Origin of the sequence: Pseudomonas sp. NPDC088429, from assembly GCF_044753305.1 — a bacterium.
In the GTDB taxonomy this organism is placed as follows: Bacteria; Pseudomonadota; Gammaproteobacteria; order Pseudomonadales; family Pseudomonadaceae; genus Aquipseudomonas; species Aquipseudomonas rustica.
In genome coordinates this window covers 1-25,951 of sequence record NZ_JBIVMX010000072.1, presented here as the reverse complement: position 1 = coordinate 25,951, position 25,951 = coordinate 1, and the positions used below count along the sequence as shown (strand labels likewise).

29 protein-coding genes, 1 tRNA gene and 1 pseudogene are annotated in these 25,951 nt (G+C 59.4%); 11 read left to right on the top strand and 20 right to left on the bottom strand.

Translation table 11 applies throughout. The features are described 5' to 3' along the window. From ACIP66_RS24845 to ACIP66_RS24825, 5 genes and pseudogenes are all read right to left on the bottom strand, one after another. Nucleotides 1-97, bottom strand: a pseudogene (locus ACIP66_RS24845) (ribose-phosphate pyrophosphokinase); the annotation flags it as partial. A gap of 45 nt (nt 98-142) precedes the next feature. Continuing rightward, nucleotides 143-217, bottom strand: a tRNA-Gln gene (locus tag ACIP66_RS24840). A gap of 36 nt (nt 218-253) precedes the next feature. Then, nucleotides 254-1,105 carry a 4-(cytidine 5'-diphospho)-2-C-methyl-D-erythritol kinase gene (ispE, locus tag ACIP66_RS24835; RefSeq protein ID WP_053123769.1) on the bottom strand — a complete coding sequence of 284 codons (852 nt, stop codon included), beginning with the start codon at nt 1,103-1,105 and terminating at the stop codon, nt 254-256. 3 nt (nt 1,106-1,108) lie between these two features. Continuing rightward, on the bottom strand, nt 1,109-1,726 hold the full coding sequence (gene lolB, locus ACIP66_RS24830) for a lipoprotein insertase outer membrane protein LolB (protein WP_053123767.1): 618 nt from the start codon (nt 1,724-1,726) through the stop codon (nt 1,109-1,111). Nucleotides 1,727-1,729: 3 nt separating this feature from the next. Continuing rightward, entirely contained in the window at nt 1,730-3,454 is a 1,725-nt protein-coding gene (locus ACIP66_RS24825) for a tetratricopeptide repeat protein (protein WP_159814616.1), read from the bottom strand. Nucleotides 3,455-3,789: 335 nt separating this feature from the next. Here ACIP66_RS24825 and hemA point away from each other — a divergent pair, with 335 nt between their 5' ends. From hemA to ACIP66_RS24795, 6 genes are all read left to right on the top strand, one after another. Further along, nucleotides 3,790-5,076, top strand: a complete 1,287-nt coding sequence (hemA, locus tag ACIP66_RS24820; protein ID WP_053123763.1) for a glutamyl-tRNA reductase — start codon at nt 3,790-3,792, stop codon at nt 5,074-5,076. After that, a complete protein-coding gene (prfA, locus tag ACIP66_RS24815; RefSeq protein WP_053123761.1) occupies nt 5,073-6,155 on the top strand; it encodes a peptide chain release factor 1 in 1,083 nt (360 codons plus the stop codon). Before hemA ends, prfA begins: the two co-directional genes overlap by 4 nt. Continuing rightward, nucleotides 6,156-6,986: a peptide chain release factor N(5)-glutamine methyltransferase gene (gene prmC, locus ACIP66_RS24810; RefSeq protein ID WP_400651626.1), complete on the top strand. Its 831-nt coding sequence runs from the start codon at nt 6,156-6,158 to the stop codon at nt 6,984-6,986. Then, nucleotides 6,980-7,735, top strand: a complete 756-nt coding sequence (locus tag ACIP66_RS24805; protein WP_282356781.1) for a molybdopterin-synthase adenylyltransferase MoeB — start codon at nt 6,980-6,982, stop codon at nt 7,733-7,735. Before prmC ends, ACIP66_RS24805 begins: the two co-directional genes overlap by 7 nt. After that, nucleotides 7,728-8,519: a glutamate racemase gene (murI, locus tag ACIP66_RS24800; RefSeq protein ID WP_400651623.1), complete on the top strand. Its 792-nt coding sequence runs from the start codon at nt 7,728-7,730 to the stop codon at nt 8,517-8,519. Before ACIP66_RS24805 ends, murI begins: the two co-directional genes overlap by 8 nt. Nucleotides 8,520-8,631: 112 nt before the next feature. Next, complete coding sequence (locus ACIP66_RS24795; protein WP_053123753.1) at nt 8,632-9,150, top strand: acyloxyacyl hydrolase; 519 nt, start codon at nt 8,632-8,634, stop codon at nt 9,148-9,150. A gap of 95 nt (nt 9,151-9,245) precedes the next feature. Here the strand turns inward: ACIP66_RS24795 and ACIP66_RS24790 are convergent, their stop codons facing one another. The 12 genes from ACIP66_RS24790 to ACIP66_RS24735 all read right to left on the bottom strand — a co-directional run bounded on the left by ACIP66_RS24790 (nt 9,246) and on the right by ACIP66_RS24735 (nt 19,336). After that, nucleotides 9,246-9,551, bottom strand: coding sequence for a YkgJ family cysteine cluster protein (locus ACIP66_RS24790; RefSeq protein WP_053123751.1), 306 nt, complete (start codon nt 9,549-9,551; stop codon nt 9,246-9,248). Between the two features lie 52 nt (nt 9,552-9,603). Then, the gene (locus ACIP66_RS24785) at nt 9,604-10,095 is read right to left on the bottom strand and encodes a DUF2878 domain-containing protein (RefSeq protein WP_400651620.1); all 492 of its coding nucleotides are present in this window, start codon (nt 10,093-10,095) and stop codon (nt 9,604-9,606) included. Next, entirely contained in the window at nt 10,088-11,353 is a 1,266-nt protein-coding gene (locus ACIP66_RS24780; RefSeq protein WP_212545515.1) for a cyclopropane-fatty-acyl-phospholipid synthase family protein, read from the bottom strand. The genes ACIP66_RS24785 and ACIP66_RS24780 overlap by 8 nt, the downstream gene beginning before the upstream one ends. Continuing rightward, nucleotides 11,340-12,155, bottom strand: a complete 816-nt coding sequence (locus ACIP66_RS24775; RefSeq protein WP_400651617.1) for a DUF1365 domain-containing protein — start codon at nt 12,153-12,155, stop codon at nt 11,340-11,342. The genes ACIP66_RS24780 and ACIP66_RS24775 overlap by 14 nt, the downstream gene beginning before the upstream one ends. Beyond that, nucleotides 12,152-13,399: an NAD(P)/FAD-dependent oxidoreductase gene (locus tag ACIP66_RS24770; protein ID WP_400651615.1), complete on the bottom strand. Its 1,248-nt coding sequence runs from the start codon at nt 13,397-13,399 to the stop codon at nt 12,152-12,154. Before ACIP66_RS24770 ends, ACIP66_RS24775 begins: the two co-directional genes overlap by 4 nt. After that, entirely contained in the window at nt 13,396-14,178 is a 783-nt protein-coding gene (locus ACIP66_RS24765) for an SDR family oxidoreductase (RefSeq protein ID WP_053123740.1), read from the bottom strand. Before ACIP66_RS24765 ends, ACIP66_RS24770 begins: the two co-directional genes overlap by 4 nt. Continuing rightward, nucleotides 14,175-14,597: a nuclear transport factor 2 family protein gene (locus ACIP66_RS24760; RefSeq protein ID WP_053123738.1), complete on the bottom strand. Its 423-nt coding sequence runs from the start codon at nt 14,595-14,597 to the stop codon at nt 14,175-14,177. The genes ACIP66_RS24765 and ACIP66_RS24760 overlap by 4 nt, the downstream gene beginning before the upstream one ends. After that, the gene (gene phrB / locus ACIP66_RS24755; protein WP_400651613.1) at nt 14,590-16,035 is read right to left on the bottom strand and encodes a deoxyribodipyrimidine photo-lyase; all 1,446 of its coding nucleotides are present in this window, start codon (nt 16,033-16,035) and stop codon (nt 14,590-14,592) included. The genes ACIP66_RS24760 and phrB overlap by 8 nt, the downstream gene beginning before the upstream one ends. A 16-nt stretch (nt 16,036-16,051) precedes the next feature. Then, complete coding sequence (locus ACIP66_RS24750) at nt 16,052-16,993, bottom strand: MerR family transcriptional regulator (RefSeq protein ID WP_400651611.1); 942 nt, start codon at nt 16,991-16,993, stop codon at nt 16,052-16,054. Continuing rightward, a complete protein-coding gene (locus tag ACIP66_RS24745) occupies nt 16,993-17,955 on the bottom strand; it encodes a YbgA family protein (protein ID WP_400651608.1) in 963 nt (320 codons plus the stop codon). The genes ACIP66_RS24750 and ACIP66_RS24745 overlap by 1 nt, the downstream gene beginning before the upstream one ends. A 179-nt stretch (nt 17,956-18,134) precedes the next feature. Next, nucleotides 18,135-18,353, bottom strand: a complete 219-nt coding sequence (locus ACIP66_RS24740; protein ID WP_053123731.1) for a TIGR02450 family Trp-rich protein — start codon at nt 18,351-18,353, stop codon at nt 18,135-18,137. Then, nucleotides 18,350-19,336, bottom strand: a complete 987-nt coding sequence (locus ACIP66_RS24735) for an NAD(P)/FAD-dependent oxidoreductase (RefSeq protein ID WP_053123729.1) — start codon at nt 19,334-19,336, stop codon at nt 18,350-18,352. The genes ACIP66_RS24740 and ACIP66_RS24735 overlap by 4 nt, the downstream gene beginning before the upstream one ends. A 197-nt stretch (nt 19,337-19,533) precedes the next feature. On the opposite strand from ACIP66_RS24735, the gene ACIP66_RS24730 reads away from it, so the two are divergent. Next, the gene (locus ACIP66_RS24730) at nt 19,534-20,436 is read left to right on the top strand and encodes a TIGR01777 family oxidoreductase (protein WP_400651605.1); all 903 of its coding nucleotides are present in this window, start codon (nt 19,534-19,536) and stop codon (nt 20,434-20,436) included. A 13-nt stretch (nt 20,437-20,449) separates the two neighbouring features. Then, nucleotides 20,450-21,475, top strand: a complete 1,026-nt coding sequence (gene hemH / locus ACIP66_RS24725) for a ferrochelatase (protein WP_400651603.1) — start codon at nt 20,450-20,452, stop codon at nt 21,473-21,475. Nucleotides 21,476-21,625: 150 nt separating this feature from the next. Here hemH and ACIP66_RS24720 read toward each other — a convergent pair whose 3' ends face one another. After that, on the bottom strand, nt 21,626-22,900 hold the full coding sequence (locus ACIP66_RS24720; protein ID WP_400651600.1) for a uracil-xanthine permease family protein: 1,275 nt from the start codon (nt 22,898-22,900) through the stop codon (nt 21,626-21,628). Between the two features lie 2 nt (nt 22,901-22,902). Continuing rightward, nucleotides 22,903-23,541: a uracil phosphoribosyltransferase gene (gene upp / locus ACIP66_RS24715; RefSeq protein ID WP_007912842.1), complete on the bottom strand. Its 639-nt coding sequence runs from the start codon at nt 23,539-23,541 to the stop codon at nt 22,903-22,905. Between the two features lie 162 nt (nt 23,542-23,703). Between upp and ACIP66_RS24710 the strand changes: the two genes are divergently transcribed. The 3 genes from ACIP66_RS24710 (at nt 23,704) to ACIP66_RS24700 (ending at nt 25,254) form a co-directional block, all read left to right on the top strand. Then, nucleotides 23,704-24,261, top strand: coding sequence for a hypoxanthine-guanine phosphoribosyltransferase (locus ACIP66_RS24710; RefSeq protein ID WP_159814630.1), 558 nt, complete (start codon nt 23,704-23,706; stop codon nt 24,259-24,261). A gap of 162 nt (nt 24,262-24,423) precedes the next feature. After that, the gene (locus tag ACIP66_RS24705; protein ID WP_053123718.1) at nt 24,424-24,903 is read left to right on the top strand and encodes a hypothetical protein; all 480 of its coding nucleotides are present in this window, start codon (nt 24,424-24,426) and stop codon (nt 24,901-24,903) included. Between the two features lie 63 nt (nt 24,904-24,966). Further along, on the top strand, nt 24,967-25,254 hold the full coding sequence (locus tag ACIP66_RS24700; protein WP_053123715.1) for a PA4642 family protein: 288 nt from the start codon (nt 24,967-24,969) through the stop codon (nt 25,252-25,254). A gap of 137 nt (nt 25,255-25,391) precedes the next feature. Here the strand turns inward: ACIP66_RS24700 and ACIP66_RS24695 are convergent. After that, nucleotides 25,392-25,951, bottom strand: a 560-nt coding sequence (locus ACIP66_RS24695; protein ID WP_400651595.1) for a malate:quinone oxidoreductase, incomplete at its 5' end; no start/stop codon positions are given.

Here is a 25,951-nt window from a genome sequence, read left to right as displayed (position 1 = left end):
CGACAGAGATGTCACCGAGAGGGATATGCAGCTGACGTACAACACGCCGAGCCAGATCGGGGTTAGCGTTCCCCGTAAAGACCATCATCTTGGACACGCGCAGTACCTAGAGGCTGAGGGTAACCTGGATGAGTATAGAAAATGGCAGGGGCGGCTGGATTCGAACCAACGCATGGCAGGATCAAAACCTGCTGCCTTACCGCTTGGCGACGCCCCTGTATCTGTTGCATCAAGTGCCGTGCACTTGGTTCCTTTAGAGCAGACTTTGCAGCTTGCGGTGCAACATCGAAACGTTGCTTCCTTTCGCTACAAACCCTGTAAGGGTCTCTGTCAGAAGGGCCGAGACTTTATCAGCTTCAGCTTTGCTTGGGAAGCCCCCAAACACACAACTTCCAGTTCCGGTGAGCTTTGCTTCGGTAAATTTACCTAACAAATCCAATGCGTTACGTACCTCTGGATAACGCCTTGCAACCACCGGCAAGCAGTCATTTCGACTGTTTCCCTCGGGAACGGGGCGCACTTTAATGGGCGGCGTGTTACGTGTCAACAAAGGATCGGAAAAAATTTCTGCCGTACTTACAGAGACTTGCGGTACGAGCACCAGATACCACGGTTCTTCGGGATCGACCGGGGTGAGTTTCTCGCCCACGCCCTCGGCAAAAGCCGCGTGACCACGGACGAAAACCGGCACGTCGGCGCCAAGCGTCAGACCCAGTGCCGCCAGGCGATCTTCATCCCAGCCCAGCTGCCACAAGTGATTCAGACCGAGCAAGGTGGTCGCTGCGTTTGAGCTGCCGCCACCGATGCCGCCGCCCATGGGCAGAATTTTGTCGATCCAGATGTCGATACCCAGCGTACAACCCGATTGTTGCTGAAGCATTTTTGCTGCGCGCACGATCAGATTGCTGTCATGCGGCACGCCGGCAAATTCGGTGTGCAACTGAATCACGCCGTCATCGCGCACGGCAAAAGTGATTTCATCGCCGTAGTCGACAAACTGAAACAGCGTCTGCAACTCGTGATAACCGTCTTCACGGCGACCAAGAATGTGCAGCATCAGATTGAGTTTGGCCGGCGAGGGCAGGGTCAGACGTGCAGCGGTCATGCGTTATTGCCCCAACTTGCGCGGTTGCCAGGTCTTGATCACCAGCGTGACGTCGAGGTCGGTGCCGTGCAGCTTGATGCGCTCGGGCAACCAGTAACCGTTTTGTTCGGTGTACGCGGTGTACTCAACTTTCCAGCCGTCCTGTTCCAGGCTGGCCAGACGGCTGTCGGCGTCCAGATTCAGGCGACTTTTAGTGTCCGGAGCCGGCAGGCCACGCACCCACCAGGCCAGATTCGACACCGGCAACTTCCAGCCCAGTTGCTCTTCAAGCAGGGCTTCCGGCGATTGCGATTCGTAGCGACCCTGATTGGCGACTTCCAGCGACACCTTGCCCGGCCGTCCGGTCAGGCGTGCAGCGCCACGACCCAACGGGCCGGACAGTCGAATGTCGTAGTAATCCTGACGTTGCAGCCAGAACAGCGTGCCGCTACCGGAATCTTTCGGTGCGCGGATGCCGATCTTGCCGTCGATCTGCCAGCCATCGAGGCCGGTCAGTTGCTGTTTGTTCGCCGCCCATTGAGCCGGGCTGCCGTGGCCTTCGACCGATTCGCGAGTACCAAAACCCGAGCAACCAGCGAGGAGGGCGATGAAGCTGAAAACAATTACGTGGCGCAAAAACATGAGTTAAAGAGTCTCGGATCCGGTCAGGCGCTTGATGGTGCTGCGCAGAATGGTGCTGTCGGGCTGATCCTTGAGGAACTTGCCCCAGATTTGTTTGGCTTCACGCTGGTTGCCCTTGGCCCACAACACTTCGCCCAGATGCGCGGCGACTTCGTGATCCGGGAAACGCTCCAGCGCCTGACGCAGATATTTCTCGGCGTCGTCCAGATTGCCCAAGCGGTAATTCACCCAGCCGAGGCTGTCGAGTACGGCCGGGTCTTCCGGATTGATCTGGTGCGCCTGCTCGATCAGCGTCTTCGCTTCAGCGTAGCGGGTCGTGCGGTCGGAGAGGGTGTAGCCCAGCGCATTGAGCGCCATGGCGTTGTCCGGATCACGCTTGATGATCAGGCGCAGGTCTTTTTCCATCTGCCCGAGATCATTGCGTTTTTCCGCGAGCATCGCCCGGGTGTAGAGCAGATTCAGGTCGTCCGGGTATTGCAGCAACGCTTGCTGCAAGACTTTCCAGGCCTTGTCGTCCTGTTTATTGGCCGACAGGGTTTCCGCTTCGATCAGGTACAACTGGATCGCGTAATCCGGTTCTTCGTCACGCTGCGCCGCCAGTTTGCTTTGCGCTTCAGCGGTTTTGCCGTTGTTCATCAGAATATCGGCCTGACGCAACTGCGCCGGCAGATAGTCGTTGCCCGGGCCGACCTGGGCGTACTCGATGAGCGCGCCTTGCGGATCGTTACGCTCTTCGGCGATGCGACCGAGATTCAGGTGGGCTGAATCGACGTGGCTTTCACGGGCGATCAAGTCTTCCAGATAGCCCTTGGCCTCGTCCCAGGCCTTGGCTTCGAGGCACACCAGCGCCAGCGAGTAACGCAGTTCGTCGTCTTCCGGGTATTGCTGAACGAGGCTGGAGAATTCGACTTTGGCGTCGTCCATCCGGTCTTGCTCAACCAGCATGCGCGCGTAAGTCAGGCGCAGGCGTTTGTCGTCCGGGTATTTCTTGATGTTTTTTCGCAGCAGCGGCAGCGCTTCGTCGCCACGGTTCATCACTTGCAGCAAGCGTGCGCGCAACAGAATCGGGGCGATCTCGCCTTCTTCCGGCGGATGGTCTTCGAGCAGGGTCAGGGCGGCTTTATTGTCGCCGTCCTGTTGCAACAGCAGGGCTTTGCCGAAAATCAGCTGACTGTTGTTCGGGTGGCGTTGCAATAAACGGTCAAAACTTTTCATCAGACCGTTGCGGGTTTCTTGATCAGTGTCAGCCGCCGACAGGGCGAGGAAGTCGAAGTGGGTGTCGCCCTTGCCCTGCAGGACTTTCTCCATATAGACCATAGAGTCGTCGTAGCGCCCGGCGCGCGCCAGTTGCACGGCGGCGGCGCGTTGCGCTTCGAGGTCTTCCGGAGCGTTTTTTGCCCAGATCAGCGCGGTATCGAGGGCCGGTTGATCGGCGCCCAGATATTCGGCGATGCGAAACGCACGCTCGGAAACGCCCGGATCTTGCGTATTGATCGCCTGAGTCACGTAGTTATCCAGCGCAATATCGAAGCGATTGCGCTGGCCGGCGAGTTCGGCGCTCAACAGGCTGAAGACGGTTTCCTCGCTGAACGAGCTGTAAACCTTGGGCTTTTCAGGCGCGGGCGTGGTGTCTTCGACCGGCGGCGTACCGTCCGGCGACACGGGTGCCAAGGCCTGGCAGCCGCTGAGGAAGACAAAAGCGAGGAGCAACGCGGAAGATCTATTCATATAGGAAGAGGACGACTAACCTGCGGTCGGATCATCATGACACAAGCCTTCGGCCAAACATAACCGCTCAGGCAATTTACGGCTTATCGCCCTGTAGGCGCTGCCGCAGGCTGCGATCTTTTGACGTTGTTTGAGACGCGGAGCGTCCCGGGCTGCATTCCCACGCCGAGCGTGGGAACGATCAATCAAAAGATCGCAGCCTGCGGCAGCTCCTACAAGGAGCCAAATTGTGCCCATTATAGGGACTGACCATTGGGACAATAGTCAGCGGTAGTTGTTCTGAATCTGACGAAGTAGGACAATTGCCGGCTTCACGTCACCACCAGCGACTTTGAATGGCCTTCCTTGCACTCGGTATCAACCACAAGACTGCTTCAGTAGACGTCCGCGAGCGCGTGGCTTTTACGCCTGAGCAACTGGTGGAGGCGTTGCAGCAGCTCTGCCGACTGACCGACAGCCGCGAAGCCGCGATCCTCTCCACCTGCAATCGCAGTGAGCTTTATATAGAACAGGATCAGCTTTCTGCCGATGTCGTCTTGCGCTGGCTGGCTGATTACCATCATTTAAGCCTCGATGAGCTGCGCGCGAGTGCTTATGTGCATGAAGATGATGCGGCAGTTCGTCACATGATGCGCGTCGCCTCCGGGCTCGACTCGCTGGTGTTGGGCGAACCGCAGATTCTCGGCCAAATGAAATCGGCCTACGCCGTGGCCCGTGAGGCCGGCACCATCGGCCCGCTGCTGGGGCGATTGTTTCAGGCGACGTTCAATGCCGCCAAGCAAGTGCGCACCGACACCGCCATCGGCGAAAACCCGGTATCGGTGGCATTTGCCGCCGTCAGTCTGGCCAAACAGATTTTCAGTGATTTGCAACGCAGCCAGGCTTTGCTGATCGGCGCCGGCGAGACCATCACGCTTGTCGCCCGCCATTTGCACGAGCTGGGCGTCAAGCGCATCGTCGTCGCCAACCGCACGCTGGAGCGCGCCAGTCTGCTCGCCGAACAATTCGGCGCCCATGCAGTGCTGCTCTCGGACATCCCGGCAGAACTGGTGCGCAGCGACATCGTCATCAGTTCGACCGCCAGTCAGTTGCCGATTCTCGGCAAAGGCGCGGTGGAAAGTGCACTGAAGCTGCGCAAGCACAAGCCGATCTTCATGGTCGACATCGCCGTTCCCCGTGATATCGAACCGGAAGTCGGCGAACTGGACGACGTTTACCTGTACAGCGTCGACGATCTCCACGAAGTGGTCGCCGAAAACCTCAAGAGCCGTCAGGGTGCAGCGCAAGCCGCCGAAGAGATGGTTTCGGTCGGCGCCGACGATTTCATGGTGCGCCTGCGCGAACTCGCGGCGGTTGATGTGCTCAAGGCCTATCGTCAACAGAGCGAACGCCTGCGCGACGAAGAGCTGCAAAAAGCCCTGCGTCTCCTGGCCAACGGCGGCAACGCCGAAGACGTGCTCGGGCAACTGGCCCGTGGCCTGACCAATAAACTGTTGCATGCGCCCAGCGTGCAGCTGAAAAAGCTTTCTGCCGAAGGCCGCCTCGATGCGCTGGCCATGGCCCAGGAACTCTTTGCCCTCGAGGGCTCACCGGATAGCTTTTCGGATAAAAAACCGCAATGAAAGCGTCACTGCACAATAAGCTGGACATCCTCCAGGACCGTTTCGAGGAACTGACCGCGCTGCTCGGCGACGGCGAAGTCATTGCCGATCAGAGCAAATTCCGCGCCTATTCCAAGGAATACGCCGAAATCGAGCCGGTCGTACAAGGCTATAAAAAGCTCCTCAGCGTACAAAGCGATCTTGAAAGCGCGCAGGCGCTGCTCAAGGACAACGACCCGGACATGCGTGAAATGGCCGTGGAAGAAGTCCGCGAAGCCAAAGAATCGCTGATCACTTTGGAAGCCGACCTGCAACGCATGCTGTTGCCGAAGGATCCGAATGACGGGCGCAACGTCTTCCTCGAAATTCGCGCCGGCACCGGTGGCGACGAGGCGGCGATCTTCTCCGGCGACCTGTTCCGCATGTACTCGCGTTACGCCGAGCGTCGCGGCTGGCGCGTGGAGATCCTCTCGGAAAACGAAGGCGAACACGGCGGCTATAAAGAAGTCATCGCGCGCATCGAAGGCGACAACGTTTACGGCAAGCTGAAATTCGAATCCGGCGCGCACCGCGTTCAGCGTGTACCCGCCACCGAATCCCAGGGCCGCATTCACACCTCGGCCTGCACTGTGGCGGTATTGCCCGAGCCGGACGAGCGCGAAGCGATCGAGATCAACCCGGCGGATTTACGCGTCGACACGTTCCGCTCCTCCGGGGCCGGCGGTCAGCACGTCAACACCACCGACTCGGCGATCCGCATCACGCACATTCCGACCGGCACCGTCGTCGAGTGTCAGGAAGAACGTTCCCAGCACAAGAACCGTGCGCGGGCGATGGCCTGGCTGTCGGCGAAACTCAACGATCAGCAGACCGCAGCGGCGGCGAATGCCATCGCCAGCGAGCGTAAATTGCTGGTCGGTTCCGGCGATCGCTCCGAGCGCATTCGCACGTACAACTTTGCTCAGGGCCGGGTCACCGACCATCGCGTCAACCTGACTCTGTACTCCCTTGATGAAATTCTCGCCGGTGGCGTTGATGCGGTGATCGAGCCATTGCTGGCCGAATACCAGGCTGACCAACTCGCAGCGATAGGTGAATAAATGACCATCATTGCCAGCCTGTTGCGCGCCGCCGAACTGCCGGACTCGCCCACTGCGCGTCTGGACGCCGAATTGCTTCTGGCCGCTGCACTGGGCAAGTCGCGCAGCTTTCTGCACACCTGGCCCGAGCGCATCGTGCCGAGTGACGCGGCGCTGACCTTTGCCGAATATCTGCAACGTCGCCGTGGCGGTGAGCCGGTGGCCTACATTCTCGGGCAGCAGGGTTTCTGGAAGCTTGATCTGGAAGTCGCACCGCACACGCTGATCCCGCGTCCGGACACTGAATTGCTGGTGGAAGCGGCGCTGGAATTGCTGCCCGCGACGCCGGCTAAAGTGCTCGACCTCGGCACTGGCAGCGGCGCGATCGCCTTGGCCTTGGCCAGCGAACGTCCGGCGTGGAAAGTCACTGCGGTGGATCGCGTGCTCGAAGCCGTGGCCCTCGCCGAACGCAATCGCCAGCGCCTGCATTTGAACAACGCCACGGTACTCAGCAGCCATTGGTTCAGCGCGTTGGAAGGTCAGCGTTTTCAGTTGATCATCAGCAACCCGCCGTATATTGCGGCGGCCGATCCGCATCTGGTCGAAGGCGATGTGCGCTTCGAACCGGCCAGCGCCTTGGTCGCCGGTGAAGACGGCCTCGATGATCTGCGCTTGATCGTCGAACAGGCCCCGGAGTATCTGCAGGCCGATGGCTGGCTGATGCTCGAACATGGCTATGATCAAGCAGAAGCCGTGCGTGATCTGTTGCTGACGCGCGGCTTTGAAGAAGTCCACAGCCGCACCGATCTGGGCGGCCATCAACGCATCAGTCTGGGGCGCCTGCCGTGCTGAATGATCAGGAATTGCTGCGCTATAGCCGGCAGATTCTGCTGCAACACATCGACATCGATGGCCAGTTGAAACTCAAGGACAGCCGCGTGCTGATCGTCGGCCTCGGCGGTCTTGGCGCACCGGTGGCCTTGTACCTGGCGGCGGCCGGTGTCGGTGAATTGCATCTGGCGGATTTCGACACAGTCGATCTGACCAACCTGCAACGCCAGATCATTCATGACACCGACAGCGTCGGCATGAGCAAGGTCGATTCGGCGCTCAAGCGTCTGAGTGCGATCAATCCGGAGATCCAGTTGATCGCCCATCGGCAGGCGCTGGACGAGGATTCTCTCGCCGCCGTCGTGACAGCGGTGGATCTGGTGCTCGACTGTTCCGATAATTTTTCTACGCGCGAGGCGGTCAACGCTGCGTGTGTGGCGGCGCGCAAACCGCTGGTCAGCGGCGCGGCGATTCGCCTTGAAGGGCAGTTGTCGGTGTTCGACCCGCGTCGCGATGAGAGCCCGTGCTACCACTGCTTGTACGGCCACGGCAGCGAAGCCGAATTGACCTGCAGCGAAGCGGGTGTTGTCGGGCCGTTGGTGGGGCTGGTTGGCAGTCTGCAAGCGCTTGAAGCGTTGAAAGTGCTGGTCGGTTTCGGCGAGCCGCTGGTGGGCCGCTTGTTGCTGATCGATGCGCTGGGCTCGCGTTTCCGTGAGCTGCGCGTCAAGCGTGATCCGGGTTGCAGTGTCTGTGGCTCGCGCCATGCGTGAAGCGCCGATCGGCGTGTTCGATTCCGGTGTCGGCGGTTTGTCGGTACTGGCAGAAATCCAGCAATTGTTGCCCAACGAATCGCTGCTCTATGTCGCCGATTGCGGGCACATTCCCTACGGCGAGAAAACCCCGGAATTTATCCGCCAGCGTTGCAGCGTGATGGCCGGGTTTTTCCGCGAGCAGGGCGCCAAGGCGTTGGTGTTGGCTTGCAACACGGCGACCGTCGCCGGGGTTGCCGATTTGCGTCGTGATTACCCGGACTGGCCGATTGTCGGCATGGAACCCGCGGTGAAACCGGCGGCGGCTGCGACCCGTAGCGGTGTGGTCGGCGTGCTCGCCACTACGGGCACTTTGCAGAGTGCCAAGTTCGCGGCATTACTTGATCGCTTCGCCACCGATGTGCGGGTGATTACCCAGCCTTGTCCCGGGCTGGTCGAGCTGATTGAAAGCGGTGATCTGCACAGCAACACATTGCGCGCGTTGTTGAAAAGTTATGTCGATCCGTTGCTGGCCAACGGTTGCGACACGATCATTCTTGGTTGCACGCACTATCCCTTCCTCAAGCCGATGCTCAAATCGATGATCCCGGCGGACATCAGTTTGATCGACACCGGCGCCGCTGTGGCGCGGCAACTTCAACGGCTGCTGGCCGAGCGCGATCTGCTGGCTGAGGGGCCGAACCGATCGGTCAGATTCTGGACGAGCGCGGATCTGCAGTCCTTCAAAAATGTCCTGCCGTTGCTGGGGCAAACTGCGAATGATGTGCAAAACTTCGGTTTGTGAAAAAAACGTGAAATAAGCTGAAATTCGTCTGAACTTCTATTCAGGCGCAGACTTCTATAGCGTTGTGTTAACCAGAAAACCAAACGATCGTTCCGGAAAAGGAAGTTTCAAAGTGAAGCGACTATTCTGCTTGGCCGCGATTGCGGCCGCACTAATGGGGCAAAGCATTACCGCACAAGCGGCAGGTGTTGAATTTGCGGTGGGGGCCACCAGCGATTCGACCATGACCTACCGCCTGGGGATGAATTTTGATTGGGATCAGAGCTGGCTGCAGAGCGACGTCGGTCGCCTGACCGGTTACTGGAGCGGCGCCTATACCTATTGGGAAGGTGACAAGACCTCCAGCAACAACAGCCTGTCGTTCTCGCCGGTATTTGTTTACGAGTTTGCCGGCCAGTCGGTCAAACCGTATGTAGAGGCGGGCATCGGCGTTGCCGCGTTCTCCAACACCAAGTACGAATCTAACAACATTGGCGGCTCGCTCCAGTTCGAAGACCGTATCGGTTTTGGTCTGCGTTTCAATGGCGGGCATGAAGTCGGGATCCGTGCGACGCACTATTCCAACGCCGGCCTGGCCAGTAGTAACGACGGCGTAGAAAGCTACGCGCTGCACTACACAATGCCGTTGTAAGCAAGATCAAAAGATCGCAGCCTTCGGCAGCTCCTACAGGTGAAACACAATCCCATGTAGGAGCTGCCGAAGGCTGCGATCTTTTGTTTTTTGGATCAGCGGTACGCAGTGGTGATGCCTTGGCGTTCTTCGAGGCACTCGGGGGCGCCCATTTCGAATTCGCGGCAGATCAGCGGGCGTTTTTCGTAGATCGTGCACATCATCGTGTCGCGATCCAGCGCCGCGCACCAGCCGTCGTCCAGACGCAGCATCACTTCGCCGCCCCACTCATCGGTATCAATAAAGCGATCAGGCACGCCGGTGTCGGTAATCAGCATCACTTCGAGCTGGCAGCAGCACGCCGCGCAGGTCGAGCAGGTGACTGCAGGCTCGGTGATTTGCTGGTGGGGAATGGTTTTCATGGCGGCAGTGTAAGGCAGTCGCTGCGGTGCGTGTGAATGGTCTGACAGACGCTCAGCCCGCCAACCGCCGCGCCATGATGTGCAAAAGCGGAAACAACAGTGCCCAGAGCAGGCCGATGCCAATCAGCGTCGGTAATTCGCCGTAGGGAAATTGCACCCCGGCCAGTCGTCCACCGCCGTAATACGACAACGCGCCACCCACCGCGCCCAACCCACTCGCCAGCCACCAGGGCCGCCCACTCCATTGCAGACAGTGCCGCAACGTGGTCGCAAGCAACGCCCACAACAGCATCAACCACAGCGGAATCAGCGGCGATTGATCCTGAAATTCAAACACGCCGGCGCCGCGCAAAACACTGTCCACCGCCGTGCCGACAATCACCACGCTGAGAATCAAACGTCCCTCAGCCGCCCAACTGCTGATCCAGCGCAGATGAATCACCAGCACTGCCAATGCCAACAACAACCACAAACTGTTGCCGCCGATTACGCAGGTCAGCCAGCCGATCTGGAACAACACGGCATTGGCGACGCGCTCAAGCATCGAAGCGGCCAAGCAGTGGCGCAGTCATCGCCGCGGGTTTGGCCAGCAGCAATTGCGCGGTGCCGATGGTGCGTTCGAGGAAACCACCTTCGCAGTAGCACAGGTAAAACTCCCACAGCCGCAGGAAATAATCGTCATAACCCAGCTCGGTCAAACGGCCATGGGCACGGCGGAAGTTCTCGTGCCACAGGCGCAGGGTCTTGGCGTAATGCAGGCCGAAATCTTCCATGTGCAGCAGGTTCATGTCGGTGTCGCGGCTGACCACTTCGAGCATCTTCTGCACACAGGGCAGGGCGCCGCCGGGGAAGATGTAGCGCTGAATGAAGTCGACGCCGCGTTTGGCCTGTTCGTAGCGTTGCTCGCGAATGGTGATCGCCTGGATCAGCATCAAGCCGTTGCTCTTGAGCAAGTGCGCGCACTGTTTGAAATAGGTCGGCAGGAAGCGATGGCCGACCGCTTCGATCATCTCGATCGACACCAGTTTGTCGTACTCGCCCGTGAGGTCGCGGTAGTCCTCCAGCAGCAACGTCACTTGATCCTGCAAACCGAGTTGCTCGATGCGCTGGGCGGTGAAGGCGTACTGCTCTTTCGACAGCGTCGTGGTGGTCACGCGGCAACCGTAATTCTGTGCGGCATAAAGCGCCATGCTGCCCCAACCAGTGCCAATCTCGAGCAAATGGTCGCTGGGCTTGAGCGCGAGCTTCTGGCAGATGCGCTCCAGTTTGTTCAGTTGTGCCTGCTCCAGCGTGTCTTCGGGAGTAAGAAACTGCGCCGCCGAATACATCATGGTCGGGTCGAGAAACTGTTCGAACAGGTCATTGCCGAGGTCGTAATGCGCCGCGATGTTCTTCTGCGAACCCTTGCGTGTATTGCGATTGAGCCAGTGCAGACCTTGCACCAACGGCCGACTGATGCGGGCCAGTCCGCCCTCCATCGCATCGAGCACTTCAAGGTTGCTGACGAACACGCGCACCACCGCCGTCAGATCCGGTGAACTCCAGTAACCGTGAATAAACGCTTCGCCCGCGCCGATCGAACCGTTGCTGGCAACCATGCCCCACAGGGCCGAATCCAGCACATGGATTTCCCCGAGCAACGCACTGCCCGGCGTGCCAAACATCAAGCGTTCGCCGTCCTCGACCACCAGCAGTTGCCCGTTTTTGAGCTGACCCAATTGACGCAATACGCCACGGCGCAGCAACGAACCGGTCAAACCGTTAGTGCTGAGCCGACTGACCGACAGGCTAGAGGATTTCATGGCGGTGCTCCTTGGGAGGCACAGTGGCGGTTTGAAAGCTGCCGTCGGCAGCCTGATGAGCAAAGATCGGTACGCGTTTAAGCAAAAGCCGCAGCGCTTGCCAGTAAATGGCCAACGCGGTTTTCGCGGTCATCCACGGGAAGCGTTTCAGGTAGCGATGCAGGCTGCGACGGTCGAGGGTTTCGCGTTGCAGATTGAGCGTCGCGTCGAACAGTTTTTCCTCGCCCTGCCAGTCGGCCATGTGCACGCCGAGATTTTTCGCGGCGGGGCTGAAGCTCATGCGGTATTCGAGGTCGCGCGGCAGAAACGGCGAAACGTGAAAGGCCTTGGCCACGGCAAAGTGCTGGTGGAAATCCTGCAGATTGCTCGGCGCACGGGCCGGCAACACATAGTGATAACGCTCGCGCCACGGCGTATTGGTGACTTCGCAGACAATCGCTGCCAGTTGCCCATCGGCTTCGTGGCAATAAAAGAAACTCACCGGATTGAACGACAAACCCCAACTGCGCGCCTGGGTCAGCAGGCAGATCGCGCCTTGCGGTTCGTGACCGATGGCGGCGCCGACCTGTTGGCGCACGGCATCAATCAAACGCACTCCGCGACTGGTGAACGTCTTGAGGTAGTCGGTCTCGCGAAAGGAGAACGGCGCAAAACGGCTGCGACCCGCCAGTGGCGACAGCGCGAGCACGGCGTCCTGCTCGCTGAGATCGAGATAGAGTAAGCCGATCTTGTAGCGAAATTGATGCTTGCGCGGCGAGAAGCGCCGATGGCCGATCCAGCCACTATAAAGGGCGCTGTTCATAAGGTTTCCCCGAACGCCGAAGCCACGCGCAACGCGCTGACCACACCGTCTTCATGGAAACCATTGGCCCAGTAAGCGCCGCAATAATGCGTATGTTGCGCACCGTCCAGTTCCGCCCAGCGATTTTGCGCCGCTACCGCCGCTAGGCTGTATTGCGGGTGGGCGTAGGTGTATTTGGCGAGCACTTTGAACGGGCTGATGCCGGCACTCTGGTTGAGGCTGACGCAGAACGTGGTGTCGCTCTGAATGCCTTGCAGAATGTTCATGTCGTAAGTGACGGCGGCGTGAGTATGACCGGCGCCGCTGAGCCGATAGTTCCAGCTGGCCCAAGCCAGTTTGCGAGTCGGCAGCAAACGCGTGTCGGTGTGCAGCACCACTTCGTTGTCGGCGTAGGGCAGGGCGCCGAGGATTTCGCGTTCGGCATCGCTCGGCTCGGCGAGCAATTGCAGGGCTTGGTCGCTGTGGCAGGCGAACACCACTTTGTCGAACTGCTCGCTGCCCGCCGCACTGTGGATAACTACGCCGTGCTCATCGCGCACAACCCGCGTTACCGGGCAATTGAGGCGGATCTTGTCTTTGAACGCGGCGGTCAGCGGCGCAATGTAAGCGCTGGAACCGCCCTCGATCACCCGCCATTGCGGACGATTGCTCACCGACAACAGCCCGTGATTCTTGAAGAAGCGCACAAAGAATTGCAGCGGAAAATTGAGCATCTCGGCCATCGGCATCGACCAGATCGCCGCGCCCATCGGCACGATGTAATGCAGGATAAAACGCTCGCCGTAATTGCCTGCTTTCAGGTAATCGTCGAGGGTCATGTCGCTGGAAATGCGCAACTCGGCGAGGTCGCGCTGGGCTTCTTTATTGAAGCGCAGAATGTCGCGCAACATGCCCCAGAACCCCGGCGACAACAGATTGCTGCGCTGGGCGAACAGGCTGTTGAGGTTGTTGCCGTTGTATTCCAGACCGGTGTCCGGGTCGCTCACCGAAAAACTCATTTCGGTGGCTTTGAACGGCACGCCGAGCTGGCCGAGCAAGCGGATGAAATTCGGGTACGTCCAGTCGTTGAACACGATAAACCCGGTGTCCACCGCGTACTGCTGGCCGTCGACCGTCACTTCGACCGTGTGCGTGTGGCCACCGACCCAGTCGCTGGCCTCGAACACGTGCACGTCATGTCGGCGATTGAGCAAGTGGGCGCAGGTGAGCCCGGCGATCCCGCTGCCGACGATGGCGATTTTCATGCTGGATCCCGCAGCGGCGGCGATTTACGCACCATGCGCTTGCCGATCGCCAGTTGCAGGCTGGCGGGCAATTTCGACAGCGGCCACAGCGCCGCCATGAACAGCGCCGGAAAGGCGATTTCCAGTGGCCGATCCTTGAGCTTGGCGAAGATGTGCCGCGCGGCTTTATCCACAGGCCAACTGAGCGGCATCGGGAAATCGTTCTTCGCGGTCAGCGGCGTTTCGACGAAACCGGGGCTGACGATGGTGACTTCGATGCCTTCATCCGCCAGATCGATGCGCAGCGATTCGAACAGATAACGCAGCCCGGCCTTCGACGCGCCGTAAGCTTCGGCCCGTGGTAGCGGCAGGTACGTCACCGAACTGGCGACGCCGATCAGATGCGGCGCGGTGCCTTTGCGCAACAGCGGCAGGGCGGCTTCGATGCAGTAGCTGCTGGCGAGCAGATTGGTACGCACCACGTGCTCGATGATCGACGCATCGAACTGCTTGGCGTCGACATATTCACAGGTGCCGGCGTTGAGAATCACCGAATCCAGCGAACCCCAGACTTCAGCGATCTGCTCACCGATTTCGCGCACGGTCTGACTGTTGGTCAAATCCCCCGGCACCACTAAAACCTGGCCCGGATAGCGTTGCGACAAGACTTTCAGTGCCGCGACCGAGCGCGAGCTGACCGCCAGGTGCGCGCCGCTTTTCAGAATCTCTTCAGCGAGCGCCGCGCCGATGCCACTGCTGGCCCCGGTCAACCAATAGCGCCGTGGAGGTGTACGACTCATCCCATTCTCCTTTTTAGCCAGGCGATGACCCGGCCCAATACGGGTAAATGTTCATACAACAGCGCCCCGGCATCGAAGTAATCCCGGTGGCGATAAACCTTGTCGCGCCAGAGCAGATGCGAGCAGCCGCTGACGCGAATCACCTGACCACTCGCCAGGCGCGGATGGCGGTAACTCATGACCCAGCGCAGATAGCCTTCGCCGTCGCTGATCTGATCGAAGCCATGAAAATCAAACCGCAGCTCACTGACGTTGGCGTACAGCTCGCTGAAATAATCGTGCAGTTGCTTGAGCCCCTGCACTTCGTGCAACGGGTCGGTGAAGTGAATGTCATCGCTGTACAGCTCGCCCAGCCGGTGCAGGTTGTCTTTGTTCAACTCGCAGAATTGTTGGGCGAAGCGGCGCAGGAATTCACTCATCACTGCCCTCCATTGCCGTGCGCGATGGCAGGCTCTTGAACGCGGCCAGTGCGCGCTCGCGGGAGGCGCTGAGATTGACGATTGGCGACGGATAATCGGCGACGCCAAACAGTCCGCCAAGGTTGGCCGGGTTGTGGATTTCCTTTTTGTTCAGCCCGGCGAGTTCCGGCAGCCAGTGCTTGATGAACAGACCTTCGCTGTCGAATTTTTCCGACTGACTCAACGGATTGAAAATGCGGAAGTACGGCGCGGAGTCGGTGCCGGTCGATGAGCTCCATTGCCAGCCGCCGTTGTTCGCCGCCAGATCGCCGTCGATCAGATGACGCATGAAAAAGCGCTCGCCTTCACGCCAATCGATCAACAGGTTTTTGGTCAGGAACATCGCCACGACCATGCGCAGACGGTTGTGCATCCAGCCGGTTTCGAGCAATTGGCGCATCGCCGCGTCGATGATCGGCAGACCGGTGCGCGCCTCTTGCCAGGCCTTGAGTTCCTCCGGCGCATCACGCCAGGCCAAGGCCTCGGTTTCCGGGCGGAAAGCACGGTGACGCGAAACCCGTGGGTAGCCGACCAGAATGTGTTTGTAGAACTCGCGCCAGAGCAGTTCGTTGATCCAGGTGACAGCGCCGACGTTGCCGCTTTCGAATTCGCCCTGATTGCTTTGCAACGCGGCGTGCAGGCATTGGCGCGGTGAGATCACGCCAGCGGCGAGGTATGCCGAGAGCTGACTGGTGCCGGGTTTGGCCGGGAAGTCGCGTTCGCTTTTGTAGTATTCGATCTGCGCGTCGGTGAAGGTGTCGAGGCGACGTCGCGCTTCTTCTTCACCGGCCGGCCACAGGGCTGGCAGGGATTCGCTTGGGGTGGCGAAGCCTTTGACCGAGTCAGGAATCGGGTCGCTGTCGACCTTGAGTGTTGCCTGTTTGCCGGGCGCCTTGACCAGCGTCGGCATGGAGCGGTGCAGGCGTTCGTAGCAGACCTTTCTGAACTGGCTGAACACCTTGAAATAGGTGTCGGTTTTGGTCAGCACGGTGCCCGGTTTGAACAGCAGTTGATCGAGGTAGCTGTGAAACTCGATGCCTTCGGCCTGCAAGGTTTCCGCCACGGCGGCATCGCGACGGCTTTCGTGGACGCCGTATTCTTCGTTGACGTGAACCGCTTCGACCTTCAGTTCGCGGCACAGCTTGAGCAGCTCCGCTGGAGCCTGATCCCAATGATTGGCGGTGCGGATCAACAAAGGGATGTTCAGCTCGCCGAGGATGTTGCTCAGTTCTTTGAGATTGCGTAACCAGAAGTCGACCTTGCACGCGGCATCGTCGTGTTCCAGCCACTGCTGCGGGCTCAACAGGTACACGGCCACGGTCGGGCCGCGGGCTGCGGCGGCCGCGAGAGCGGTGTTGTCGTGTTGGCGCAAGTCGCTGCGCAGCCAGATCAATTGCATGACATTAAACCCATCATTAAATCAGTCCACGCTGAACGAGTACCTGGTGCGCTGACAGCGCATCTTCAGCCAGGTACACATCAGCGATCTCGGAAGTTCTTACGGACAACTCGGCGTGGTGGATGCATACCGTTGGTCCGACAATCATTTTCGGGCAACTGACTCCGTTCAGTAGCTTGGGCAGGTGGGCAAGGTTCATGGCCTTGCTTGAATAGAGCAGCACGCCACGGGCTTGCAGGTGTTCAACGGCCAGCGCCAGTTCGCCGGCCGGTAACGGCCAGTCAAACACTTGCACCGGGCAATCGGCGCTGCTGATCAGCCACGCGCATAGCCACAGATGAGGTTCCAGTGGCAGGTCGGAGTGGTTGATCAACAGCAGCGGTGCGGCGTGCAACTGACGATTGTTATGGTAGATGCGCGCACCGAATTTGCTGCGCAGCCAGGAAAAAAAGAACGTGCGCTCCATCTGCGCACCGAATTGGCCCTGCCAGCGTTGTTCGAGCTCAGCCAGCAGCGGCATCAACAACTGCTCACACAAGGTGCGCGGCGGGTACAGCGCCATCGCTTGGTTGACGCTGTCGTCGAGGTTGCGCTCGTTGAGCTGGGTGACGGCGGCGAGCAATGTTTGACGCAAGCGTTGCCAATCGTTTTCCACCGGTTCGCTGAAGGCTTGCGGAGTGTCTAGGAGCGGCTTGACCTGGCTGACTGCAACGCCACGGTTCAGCCAGGTCAGGATCGCCAGAATTCGTTGCACATGTTCAGCCGAATACAGTCGATGGCCCTTGGGTGTGCGTTGCGGCACGATCAGCCCGTAGCGACGTTCCCACGCGCGCAAGGTGATCGCGTTGACGCCGGTTTGCCGCGCGACTTCGCGGATCGGCAACCAGCCTTCATCAAGGGCTTTCTTGAAATCGGCGCCGAGGTCTTCCTGGGCGCTGGAGTCGAGTTTGTCGTTCATCAGATGGCGTTTCGCAGGCTGAGGTTTTCCGGGTGCGGTTGCAGGTAAACCTGTTGCGCGATGTAAGGATCGGGGTGTTGGCGAAAGTGATGCTTGAGCAGCGTCAATGGCACCACCAGCGGCACGATGCCGAGGCGGTATTGGTCGATGACGTGCACCATTTCCTGTTTGTCTTCGGCGCTGATCAGCTGTTTCAGGTAACCGCTGATGTGCAGCAGCACGTTGCAGTGCGTGCCACGCGTGGCGCATTTTTTCAGCGCGGCCATCAGTTCGCTGAAGTAGCGCGGGCCGAGTTCGGCGGGATCGGTGTGCGCCATGTTGCCCAGCAGTTTGCCCAACGCTTTGTATTGCAGCGGGTTGTGGGCCATCAGCAGGTATTTGTAGCGCGAGTGAAATTCGGTGAGGGCGCGGCGGCTCAGGCCATCGGCGAGTACCTGCTGCCAGGCGCTGTAGGCAAATACGCGGGTGATGAAGTTTTCCCGTAGCACCGGATCGTTGAGACGCCCGGCTTCTTCCACCGGCAAATCCGGGTGTTGTGCGCAGAAGGCTTGGGCATAAATGCCGCGTCCGCCGCCATTCACCGGAGCGCCGTTGGCGTGATAGACCTTGACCCGCTCCAGCCCGCAGGACGGCGATTGCTGCATAAAGATGTAGCCGCAGATGTCATCAAGTTCAGCGGCCATTTTCTCGCCGTATTCGGCCAGTGGCTGGGTGACGTTGATCGCCGGATTGACTGTGCCGATGGCTTCAGGATTCTCTGGATCACCGACGAGGCGAATCGGCTCGCGGGGAATGCCGAGGCCGATAGCGACTTCCGGGCAAACCGGGGCGAATTCGAAATATTCAGTGAGGGTGCGGCTGCACAGGCGCGATTCCTTGTGGCCACCGTTGTAGCGCACCTCGGCACCCAACAGGCAGGCACTGATGGCGATCTTCGGTTTGGCAGCGGGCAGGGCAAGCATAGGCACCTCGAATCTAAACCTGTACAGAGTGCAATCTCTGTACAACATTGCGTTAGCATAGATTCAAAGGTGTACAAGTCAAATTGTTTGTATAACTTTCTGTAGGAGCTGCCGAAGGCTGCGATCTTTTGATGTTGTTTTTAAAAGCAAGATCAACAGATCGCAGCCTTCGGCAGCTCCTACATGAGCCAACCGATTTTCCAGTCAGTGCTGTTTTGGAGCGTCTGCCAATCGAGGCGTTCGGCGCGTTTGGTCAGCACGGCCTGCAATTCAACTTCCAGCACCGTGCCCTCCTCATCGCGGAACAATTCGGTCACCAGAAAATGCTTTTCGCGATTCTGCGGGTGGGCTGCTGTCCATTTCGACAGCAGCAATTTGCGCGGGTTGATGCGGTTCATTGCAGGTGTTCGTGCAAGCGGCGCGCAGCCTCCTGACCACTCAACCATGCACCCTCCACACGCCCGGACAGGCACCAGTCGCCGCAGGCATACAAGCCCAGATCGGCATCGGCCAGCGTGCCCCATTCGTGCCCCGTTGCCGGGCGTGCATAGAGCCAGCGATGGGCGAGGCTAAAGCTCGGCGCCGGCATCGCGCTGTGCAGCAATTCAGCGAATGCACCGTGCAGATGCTCGATCACCGCTTCCTTGGACAGGTCGATGTGTTGCCGACTCCATGCGCTGGTCGCGTGCAGCACCCAGGTGTCGAGGGTGTTGTCGCGCCCGGGTTTGCTGCGGTTGCGCGCCAGCCAGTCGAGCGGGCTGTCCTGCACGAAGCAGCCTTCAATTGGCGTATCCAAAGGCGTGTCGAAGGCGAGGGCAACGGCCCACGTCGGATCCATCTTCACCCCGGCAGCGGCGCCGGCGAGCTTCGGTGCTGCGGCCAATAATGCGGTGGCTTGCGGCGCCGGCGTGGCGATCACCACGTGGCTGAAGGGGCCGTGGGTGAAGCCTTCGGCGTCCTGCAAATGCCAGTGCTCTTCACCGCGAAAAACTTCGGTGATGCGGCAGGCGAAATGCACCTCCAGACCGTCGAGCAAACCACGGGTGATGGCGCTCATGCGCGGCGCGCCGACCCAGCGTGTCTGCTCGTCCGGCGACAGGTTCAGTTGCCCGCCCTGATAGGTGTAGAGCTGCGGCGTCCACTCGGCGACCCAGCCCTGGCTTTGCCAACGCTGTACTTCGGTGACGAAGCGACGGTCGCGGGCGGTGAAATATTGCGCGCCCATGTCCAGCGAACCGGCGTCGCTGCGCTTGCTCGACATGCGCCCGCCACTGCCGCGGCTTTTATCGAACAGTTGCACGGTATGCCCGGTCTCTGTCAGAGCCTGGGCGGCGGAGAGCCCGGCGATGCCGGTGCCGATGATTGCGATAGGTACAGTCATAGGGGCCTCGTTTACCTTTCTGTACAGACTACGCCGTGATTGAAACCTGTACAATTTTGTTTTCTGGTATAACTTCTAGCGTTCTCGTTCTGACAGCTTGGCCTATGGTTAAACAATAGAGCCTGCCCGATAGAAAAGATCCCTGCTTTTAAAAATAGACTAGTGATCCGGGTTAAACGCCACGCGAGGAAGATGTCATGCACATATTGCTGACCGGCGGTACTGGTTTGATCGGCCGACAACTCTGCCGACACTGGTTCGCGCAGGGTCATCGTCTGACGGTATGGAGCCGCACGCCGGAAAAAGTCGCGAAAATTTGCGGCGCACAGGTGCGTGGCATCGCTCGTCTCGAAGACGTGGGTGATGAGCCGTTAGACGCGATCATCAACCTCGCTGGCGCGCCGATTGCCGATCGGCCGTGGACGCATCGGCGCAAGGCGTTGCTGTGGAGCAGTCGCATCACGCTGACGGAAACCTTGCTGGCGTGGCTCGAAACCCGCGCGCAGAAACCGGCGCTGTTGATTTCCGGCTCGGCGATCGGCTGGTACGGCGATGGTGGCGAACGTGAGCTGACGGAAGAATCGCCGCCGGTGATTGATGATTTTGCCAGTCAGCTGTGCATCGCCTGGGAAGAAACCGCGCAACGTGCTGAAGCGCTGGGTATTCGCGTGGTGCTGGTGCGAACCGGTCTGGTGCTGTCGGCCGAGGGCGGCTTTTTGTCGCGGCTGCTGTTTCCGTTCAAGCTTGGGCTGGGCGGGCCTTTGGGCAACGGTCGGCAATGGATGCCGTGGATTCATATCGATGATCAAATCGCCCTGATTGATTTTCTTCTGCACCGCGAGCAGGCCAGTGGTCCTTATAATGCGTGCGCGCCGCAACCTGTGCGCAATCGCGAATTTGCCAAAACCCTGGGCAGCGTATTGCACCGCCCGGCGTTTATGCCGATGCCGACCCTGGCACTGAAGGTTGGTCTCGGCGAGATGTCTTTGTTGTTGCTCGGCGGCCAAAAGGCTACGCCGGCACGCTTGCTGGAAGCGGGTTTCACTTTCCAGTTCACGGAATTACGTGCGGCTTTGGATGATCTCTCCAGCCGCCTCTGAAATAGGACGTTGCATGACCGATCACGCCTTGCTTCTGGTCAACCTGGGCTCCCCGGCCTCCACTTCGGTGGCCGATGTGCGCAGTTACCTCAATCAGTTTTTGATGGATCCGTACGTGATCGACCTGCCATGGCCGGTGCGGCGTTTGCTGGTGTCGCTGATCCTGATCAAACGCCCGGAGCAGTCAGCCCATGCCTACGCGTCGATCTGGTGGGAGGAGGGCTCGCCACTGGTGGTGCTTAGCCAACGTCTGCAACAGCAGATGAAGGCGCAGTGGACGCAAGGGCCGGTGGAACTGGCGATGCGTTATGGCGAGCCGTCGATTGAAACCTGCTTGCTGAAGCTGGTTGCTGCTGGGCACAGGCGCATCACGCTGGCGCCGCTGTATCCACAGTTCGCCGACAGCACCACGACCACGGTGATCGAAGAAGCCAAACGGGTGATTCGTGAGAAGAAGTTGAATGTGCAATTGTCGGTGCTGCAACCGTTCTACGATCAGCCGGAATACCTCGACGCGCTGGTTGAAAGTGCCAAGCCGCATCTGCTGCAGGATTACGATCACTTGCTGCTGAGCTTTCATGGCTTGCCGGAGCGGCACCTGACCAAACTCGACCCGACGGGCAATCATTGTTTCAAGAACGAAGACTGCTGCAAGAACGCTTCGCCGGCGGTATTGGCCACCTGTTATCGCGCGCAATGCCTGCGCACCGCCGCGCTGTTTGCCGAGCGCATGGGATTGGCGGACGGCAAGTGGTCGGTGTCGTTTCAGTCGCGGTTGGGCAAGGCAAAGTGGATCGAGCCGTACACCGAAGCGCGGCTGGATGAATTGGGTAAAAGCGGCGTGAAGAAGTTGCTGGTGATGTGCCCGGCATTTGTCGCCGACTGCATCGAAACGCTGGAAGAGATTGGCGATCGCGGCAAGGAACAGTTCCGCGAAGCGGGAGGCGAGGAGTTGATTCTTGTGCCGTGCCTGAACGACGACCCGCAATGGGCGAAGGCGTTGGCGACCCTCTGTGAAAGAGCACCGTTGGCCCTTTAAAAGCCAAAAGCTTCGCTAGCAAGCCCGCTCCCACATGATCGTTCCCACGCTCCGCGTGGGAATGCAGCCCGTGACGCTCCGCGTCACTGGACGCGGAGCGTCCCTAGAGACATTCCCACGCAGAGCGTGGGAACGATCAGATCTAAAGGTTTAGATCAGCGGCTCATCCGCCTTCTTGTTCTTCCAGCCGTCATTGCCCGGCAGGATCAGGTTCAGCGCAATCGCCACCACCGCGCACAGCGCGATGCCTTTGAGGCCGAAGTCGTCCGGGCCGGTGCCAGTGCCGACCAGCACACCGCCAATCCCGAACACCAACGTCACCGAGACAATCACCAGATTGCGTGCTTCGCCCAAATCGATCTTGTGACGGATCAGGGTGTTCATGCCCACCGCCGCGATCGAACCGAACAACAGGCACAGAATCCCGCCCATCACCGGCACCGGAATGCTTTGCAGCAGCGCGCCGAACTTGCCGATGAACGCCAGGGTGATGGCGAAAGCCGCCGCCCAGGTCATGATTTTCGGGTTGTAGTTCTTGGTCAGCATCACCGCGCCTGTCACTTCGGCGTAGGTGGTATTCGGCGGACCGCCGAACAGGCCGGCAGCGGTGGTGGCAATGCCGTCACCGAGCAAGGTGCGATGCAGGCCCGGCTTCTTCAGATAGTCGCGACCGGTCACGCTACCCACAGCAATCACGCCGCCGATGTGTTCGATGGCCGGGGCCAAGGCCACCGGAACGATGAACAGAATCGCCTGCCAGTTGAACTCCGGCGCGGTGAAGTGCGGAATCGCAAACCATGGCGCGGCGGCAATCTTCGCGGTGTCGACTACGCCGAAATAGAACGACATGGCAAAACCGACCAGCACACCGGAAATGATCGGCACCAGGCGGAAGATGCCTTTACCGAACACCGCCACGATCAACGTGGTCAGCAGCGCTGGCATCGAGATCAGCATCGCGGTCTGGTAGTGGATCAGTTCAGAACCGTCGCCAGCCTTGCCCATCGCCATGTTCGCGGCAATCGGCGCCATGGCCAGGCCGATGGAGATGATCACCGGGCCAATCACTACCGGCGGCAGCAAACGGTCAATGAAGCCGGTGCCTTTGATCTTTACGGCCAGGCCCAGGAAGGTGTAGACGAAACCGGCCGCCATCACACCGCCCATGGTCGCGGCGAGGCCGAACTGGCCCTTGGCGAGAATGATCGGAGTGATGAAAGCGAAGCTCGACGCCAGAAACACCGGCACCTGACGCCCGGTGACGATCTGGAACAGGATCGTCCCCAGACCCGCGGTAAACAGTGCCACGTTCGGGTCGAGGCCCGTGATCAGCGGCATCAGCACCAAAGCGCCGAAAGCCACGAACAGCATCTGGGCGCCGGACAGCACCGTGCGCCAGAGCGGATCGTTGAACTCTTGCTGCATGGTTACGCGTCCTTCTGCTTGGTGCCGAAGATCTTGTCACCGGCGTCGCCAAGCCCAGGGATGATGTAACCGTGTTCGTTCAAACGCTCATCGATGGACGCGGTGTAGATGGTCACGTCCGGGTGAGCCTTCTCGACGGCAGCAATGCCTTCCGGCGCGGCAACCAGCACCATCGCGCGGATGTCTTTGCAGCCGGCCTTTTTCAACAGGTCGATGGTCGCAACCATCGAGCTGCCAGTGGCGAGCATCGGGTCGATGATCATCGCCAACCGTTCGTCGATTTCCGGAACCAGTTTTTCCAGATAGGTGTGCGCTTGCAGGGTTTCTTCGTTGCGGGCGACACCCACAGCGGAAACCTTGGCACCCGGGATCAGGCTCAGCACGCCTTCAAGCATGCCGATGCCGGCGCGCAGGATCGGCACGACGGTGATCTTCTTGCCGGCGATCTTCTCGACCGACACGGTGCCGCACCAGCCTGCAATATCGTAGGACTCCAGCGGCAAATCTTTTGTAGCTTCATAGGTCAACAGGGCGCCGACTTCCTGAGCAAGCTCACGGAAGTTCTTGGTGCTGATATCGGCGCGGCGCATCAGGCCGAGTTTATGACGGATCAGCGGATGGCGGATCTCGAGGATGGGCATGGAAAAACTCCGGCGGCGGGCAAAAAAACCGGCCTAGATTAATCTATCCGAGGGTGATGTCCTATAGGACATACAGTACGTTAGTCCACAAATGCTTGATTCGACCTCGCGGGATGCGTACCTTTGCCCGCTTTTCCGAAATCGAACCCCCTGGAGAGCGCCATGTCCGCTGATCTCGAGCATATCCGTCAAGTCATGCGAGAGGCTGACTGCCTGTACACCGAAGCTGAAGTCGAGGCGGCCATCGCCCGTGTCGGTGCACAAATCAACGAACAACTGGCTGACAGCAACCCTGTGGTGTTCTGCGTGATGAACGGCGGCCTGATCTTTTCCGGCAAACTGCTGACGCATCTGCACTTCCCGCTTGAAGCCTCCTACCTGCACGCAACCCGTTATCGCAACGAGACCAGCGGCGGCGACCTGTTCTGGAAAGCCAAGCCGGAAGTCTCGTTCATCGACCGCGACGTGCTGATCATCGACGACATCCTCGACGAAGGTCACACCCTCGGCGCGATCATCGACTTCTGCAAACACGCCGGCGCGCGCAAAGTGCACACCGCTGTGCTGATCGACAAGGATCACGACCGCAAAGCACGTCCTGACCTCAAAGCCGATTTCGTCGGCCTGCCGTGCATCGACCGTTATATCTTCGGTTACGGCATGGACTACAAAGGTTACTGGCGCAACGCCAACGGGATTTTTGCCGTTAAAGGCATGTAAGAACCCTGCACCATCCCCTGTAGGAGTGAGCCTGCTCGCGATAGCGTCGTATCAGCCAACATCTACGTTGCTGACAGACCGCTATCGCGAGCAGGCTCACTCCTACATTTGTTTGCGTGATACCCATGCTAGAGTGCTCGGCCCCGCCCTCCGGAGCCTGTCATGAGCCTCTTGATCCGCAGCCTCGCCGCGCTTTTCCTGATCTTCAGCCTGCCTCTGTCCGCCGCGCCGATGCACAGTCAATTCCTGCCGCCGGACGATCTGACCGTGCGCGATGCCGAGCCCGAGCAACAGCAACTCATGCAGGTCACCGATTATTCCGTGGTGGTGGGCGCGCAACGTCAATCCAATCAACAACCGATTCCGGTCACGTCACCGCTGCTGATCCGCCTCAAGGGCAAATCCCTGAACAAGGGGGCGACCATCACGCAGGTGCTGGTGAATTTTGACGGCGAAAGCAAAAGCCTGAAAAAGCCGATCTACGACGACAAAAGCAAAACCCTGACGTTGTTTTATCCGCTGGCCCAGTACCGCGTGATCATTGATCTGCTGCGCAATGACACCGTGTATGTGCAGTTCCTCAGTTACGCCAACGGCCACATCTGGGCTGATTTGCACACTGGCAGCACGCGTTCGCGTTGAGCCCGGCGGCAGGGCAGGGGTAAACTGCCCGCCCCGTGTAATGTCTGCGAGCTGGAGTCGGCAATGCGTAAAGATAAGAAACAAGTGATTGGTGACGAGATCGGCGATGAGCAGATCAAGCTGTTCCTCGATTTTGAACCGGTCGACGCCACTTCGCCGTCGCTGCACAAACTGATCAAGGCCTACCGTGGTCTGCGTATCGACGACTTCGAACGCTTCCTGGGTTTCTTCGTTGAGGCCGGTTATGACGTTGATGGCAAGGACGAACAGGGCAAGACCTTTGTTGAGCTGATCGCCGATCAGCGTAATGCCCCGGACTACATCGAACTGATCGAAAAGTCCCGCGGTTAAGGTCAAAAGATCGCAGCCTGCGGCAGCTCCTACATGGGATTTATGGTGACTGTGTAGGAGCTGCCGAAGGCTGCGATCTTTTGCTTTTCAAGGCCATAAAAAAACGCCCCGATCGGGGCGTTTTTTATGCCGCAAGATCAAGCGTAGCTTGGTGTCTCACTGCTTTCTTCAACCAGTTCCAGCGCGATGTTGTTCTGCGTGTTGATCTTGCGATACAGCGCAGCATCGGTTTCCAGCACCTTTTCACGGGCCGGGAAGATCTCGGCCAGTTTCGCCGCCCACTCACCCTTGGCCTGATTCGGGAAGCACTTCTCGATCAGTTCGAGCATGATCGAAACGGTCACCGAAGCGCCTGGCGAAGCGCCGAGCAGCGCGGCCAGCGAACCGTCCTTGGCCGACACCAGTTCGGTACCGAATTGCAGGATGCCGCCCTTTTTCGGGTCTTTCTTGATGATCTGCACCCGTTGGCCAGCCACTTCCAGACGCCAGTCTTCGGCTTTCGCTTCCGGGTAGAAACGGCGCAGGGAATCCAGACGCTGTTCCATCGATTGCATCACTTCGCTGACCAGGTACTTGGTCAGATCCATGTTGTTGTTCGCCTCGGCCAGCATCGGCCCGGTGTTGCCGGCGCGACCCGACAGCGGCAGGTCCATGAAGGAGCCGTGCTTGAGGAACTTAGTGGTGTAACCGGCGTATG

Bases quoted from the DNA above. Each gene is read 5' to 3' on its own strand.
- phrB (WP_400651613.1), bottom strand. From the start codon at position 16,035: ATGCAATTGATCTGGCTGCGCAGCGACTTGCGCCAACACGACAACACC.
- ACIP66_RS24770 (WP_400651615.1), bottom strand. From the start codon at position 13,399: ATGAAAATCGCCATCGTCGGCAGCGGGATCGCCGGGCTCACCTGCGCC.
- ACIP66_RS24730 (WP_400651605.1), top strand. From the start codon at position 19,534: ATGCACATATTGCTGACCGGCGGTACTGGTTTGATCGGCCGACAACTC.
- lolB (WP_053123767.1), bottom strand. From the start codon at position 1,726: ATGTTTTTGCGCCACGTAATTGTTTTCAGCTTCATCGCCCTCCTCGCT.
- prmC (WP_400651626.1), top strand. From the start codon at position 6,156: ATGACCATCATTGCCAGCCTGTTGCGCGCCGCCGAACTGCCGGACTCG.
- upp (WP_007912842.1), bottom strand. From the start codon at position 23,541: ATGCCCATCCTCGAGATCCGCCATCCGCTGATCCGTCATAAACTCGGC.
- murI (WP_400651623.1), top strand. From the start codon at position 7,728: ATGCGTGAAGCGCCGATCGGCGTGTTCGATTCCGGTGTCGGCGGTTTG.
- hemA (WP_053123763.1), top strand. From the start codon at position 3,790: ATGGCCTTCCTTGCACTCGGTATCAACCACAAGACTGCTTCAGTAGAC.
- ACIP66_RS24765 (WP_053123740.1), bottom strand. From the start codon at position 14,178: ATGAGTCGTACACCTCCACGGCGCTATTGGTTGACCGGGGCCAGCAGT.
- ACIP66_RS24720 (WP_400651600.1), bottom strand. From the start codon at position 22,900: ATGCAGCAAGAGTTCAACGATCCGCTCTGGCGCACGGTGCTGTCCGGC.
- ACIP66_RS24745 (WP_400651608.1), bottom strand. From the start codon at position 17,955: ATGCTTGCCCTGCCCGCTGCCAAACCGAAGATCGCCATCAGTGCCTGC.
- ACIP66_RS24710 (WP_159814630.1), top strand. From the start codon at position 23,704: ATGTCCGCTGATCTCGAGCATATCCGTCAAGTCATGCGAGAGGCTGAC.
- ACIP66_RS24700 (WP_053123715.1), top strand. From the start codon at position 24,967: ATGCGTAAAGATAAGAAACAAGTGATTGGTGACGAGATCGGCGATGAG.
- ACIP66_RS24760 (WP_053123738.1), bottom strand. From the start codon at position 14,597: ATGAGTGAATTCCTGCGCCGCTTCGCCCAACAATTCTGCGAGTTGAAC.
- ACIP66_RS24740 (WP_053123731.1), bottom strand. From the start codon at position 18,353: ATGAACCGCATCAACCCGCGCAAATTGCTGCTGTCGAAATGGACAGCA.
- ACIP66_RS24705 (WP_053123718.1), top strand. From the start codon at position 24,424: ATGAGCCTCTTGATCCGCAGCCTCGCCGCGCTTTTCCTGATCTTCAGC.
- ACIP66_RS24785 (WP_400651620.1), bottom strand. From the start codon at position 10,095: ATGCTTGAGCGCGTCGCCAATGCCGTGTTGTTCCAGATCGGCTGGCTG.
- ACIP66_RS24750 (WP_400651611.1), bottom strand. From the start codon at position 16,993: ATGAACGACAAACTCGACTCCAGCGCCCAGGAAGACCTCGGCGCCGAT.
- ACIP66_RS24790 (WP_053123751.1), bottom strand. From the start codon at position 9,551: ATGAAAACCATTCCCCACCAGCAAATCACCGAGCCTGCAGTCACCTGC.
- ACIP66_RS24825 (WP_159814616.1), bottom strand. From the start codon at position 3,454: ATGAATAGATCTTCCGCGTTGCTCCTCGCTTTTGTCTTCCTCAGCGGC.
- ACIP66_RS24775 (WP_400651617.1), bottom strand. From the start codon at position 12,155: ATGAACAGCGCCCTTTATAGTGGCTGGATCGGCCATCGGCGCTTCTCG.
- ispE (WP_053123769.1), bottom strand. From the start codon at position 1,105: ATGACCGCTGCACGTCTGACCCTGCCCTCGCCGGCCAAACTCAATCTG.
- hemH (WP_400651603.1), top strand. From the start codon at position 20,450: ATGACCGATCACGCCTTGCTTCTGGTCAACCTGGGCTCCCCGGCCTCC.
- ACIP66_RS24735 (WP_053123729.1), bottom strand. From the start codon at position 19,336: ATGACTGTACCTATCGCAATCATCGGCACCGGCATCGCCGGGCTCTCC.
- ACIP66_RS24780 (WP_212545515.1), bottom strand. From the start codon at position 11,353: ATGAAATCCTCTAGCCTGTCGGTCAGTCGGCTCAGCACTAACGGTTTG.
- prfA (WP_053123761.1), top strand. From the start codon at position 5,073: ATGAAAGCGTCACTGCACAATAAGCTGGACATCCTCCAGGACCGTTTC.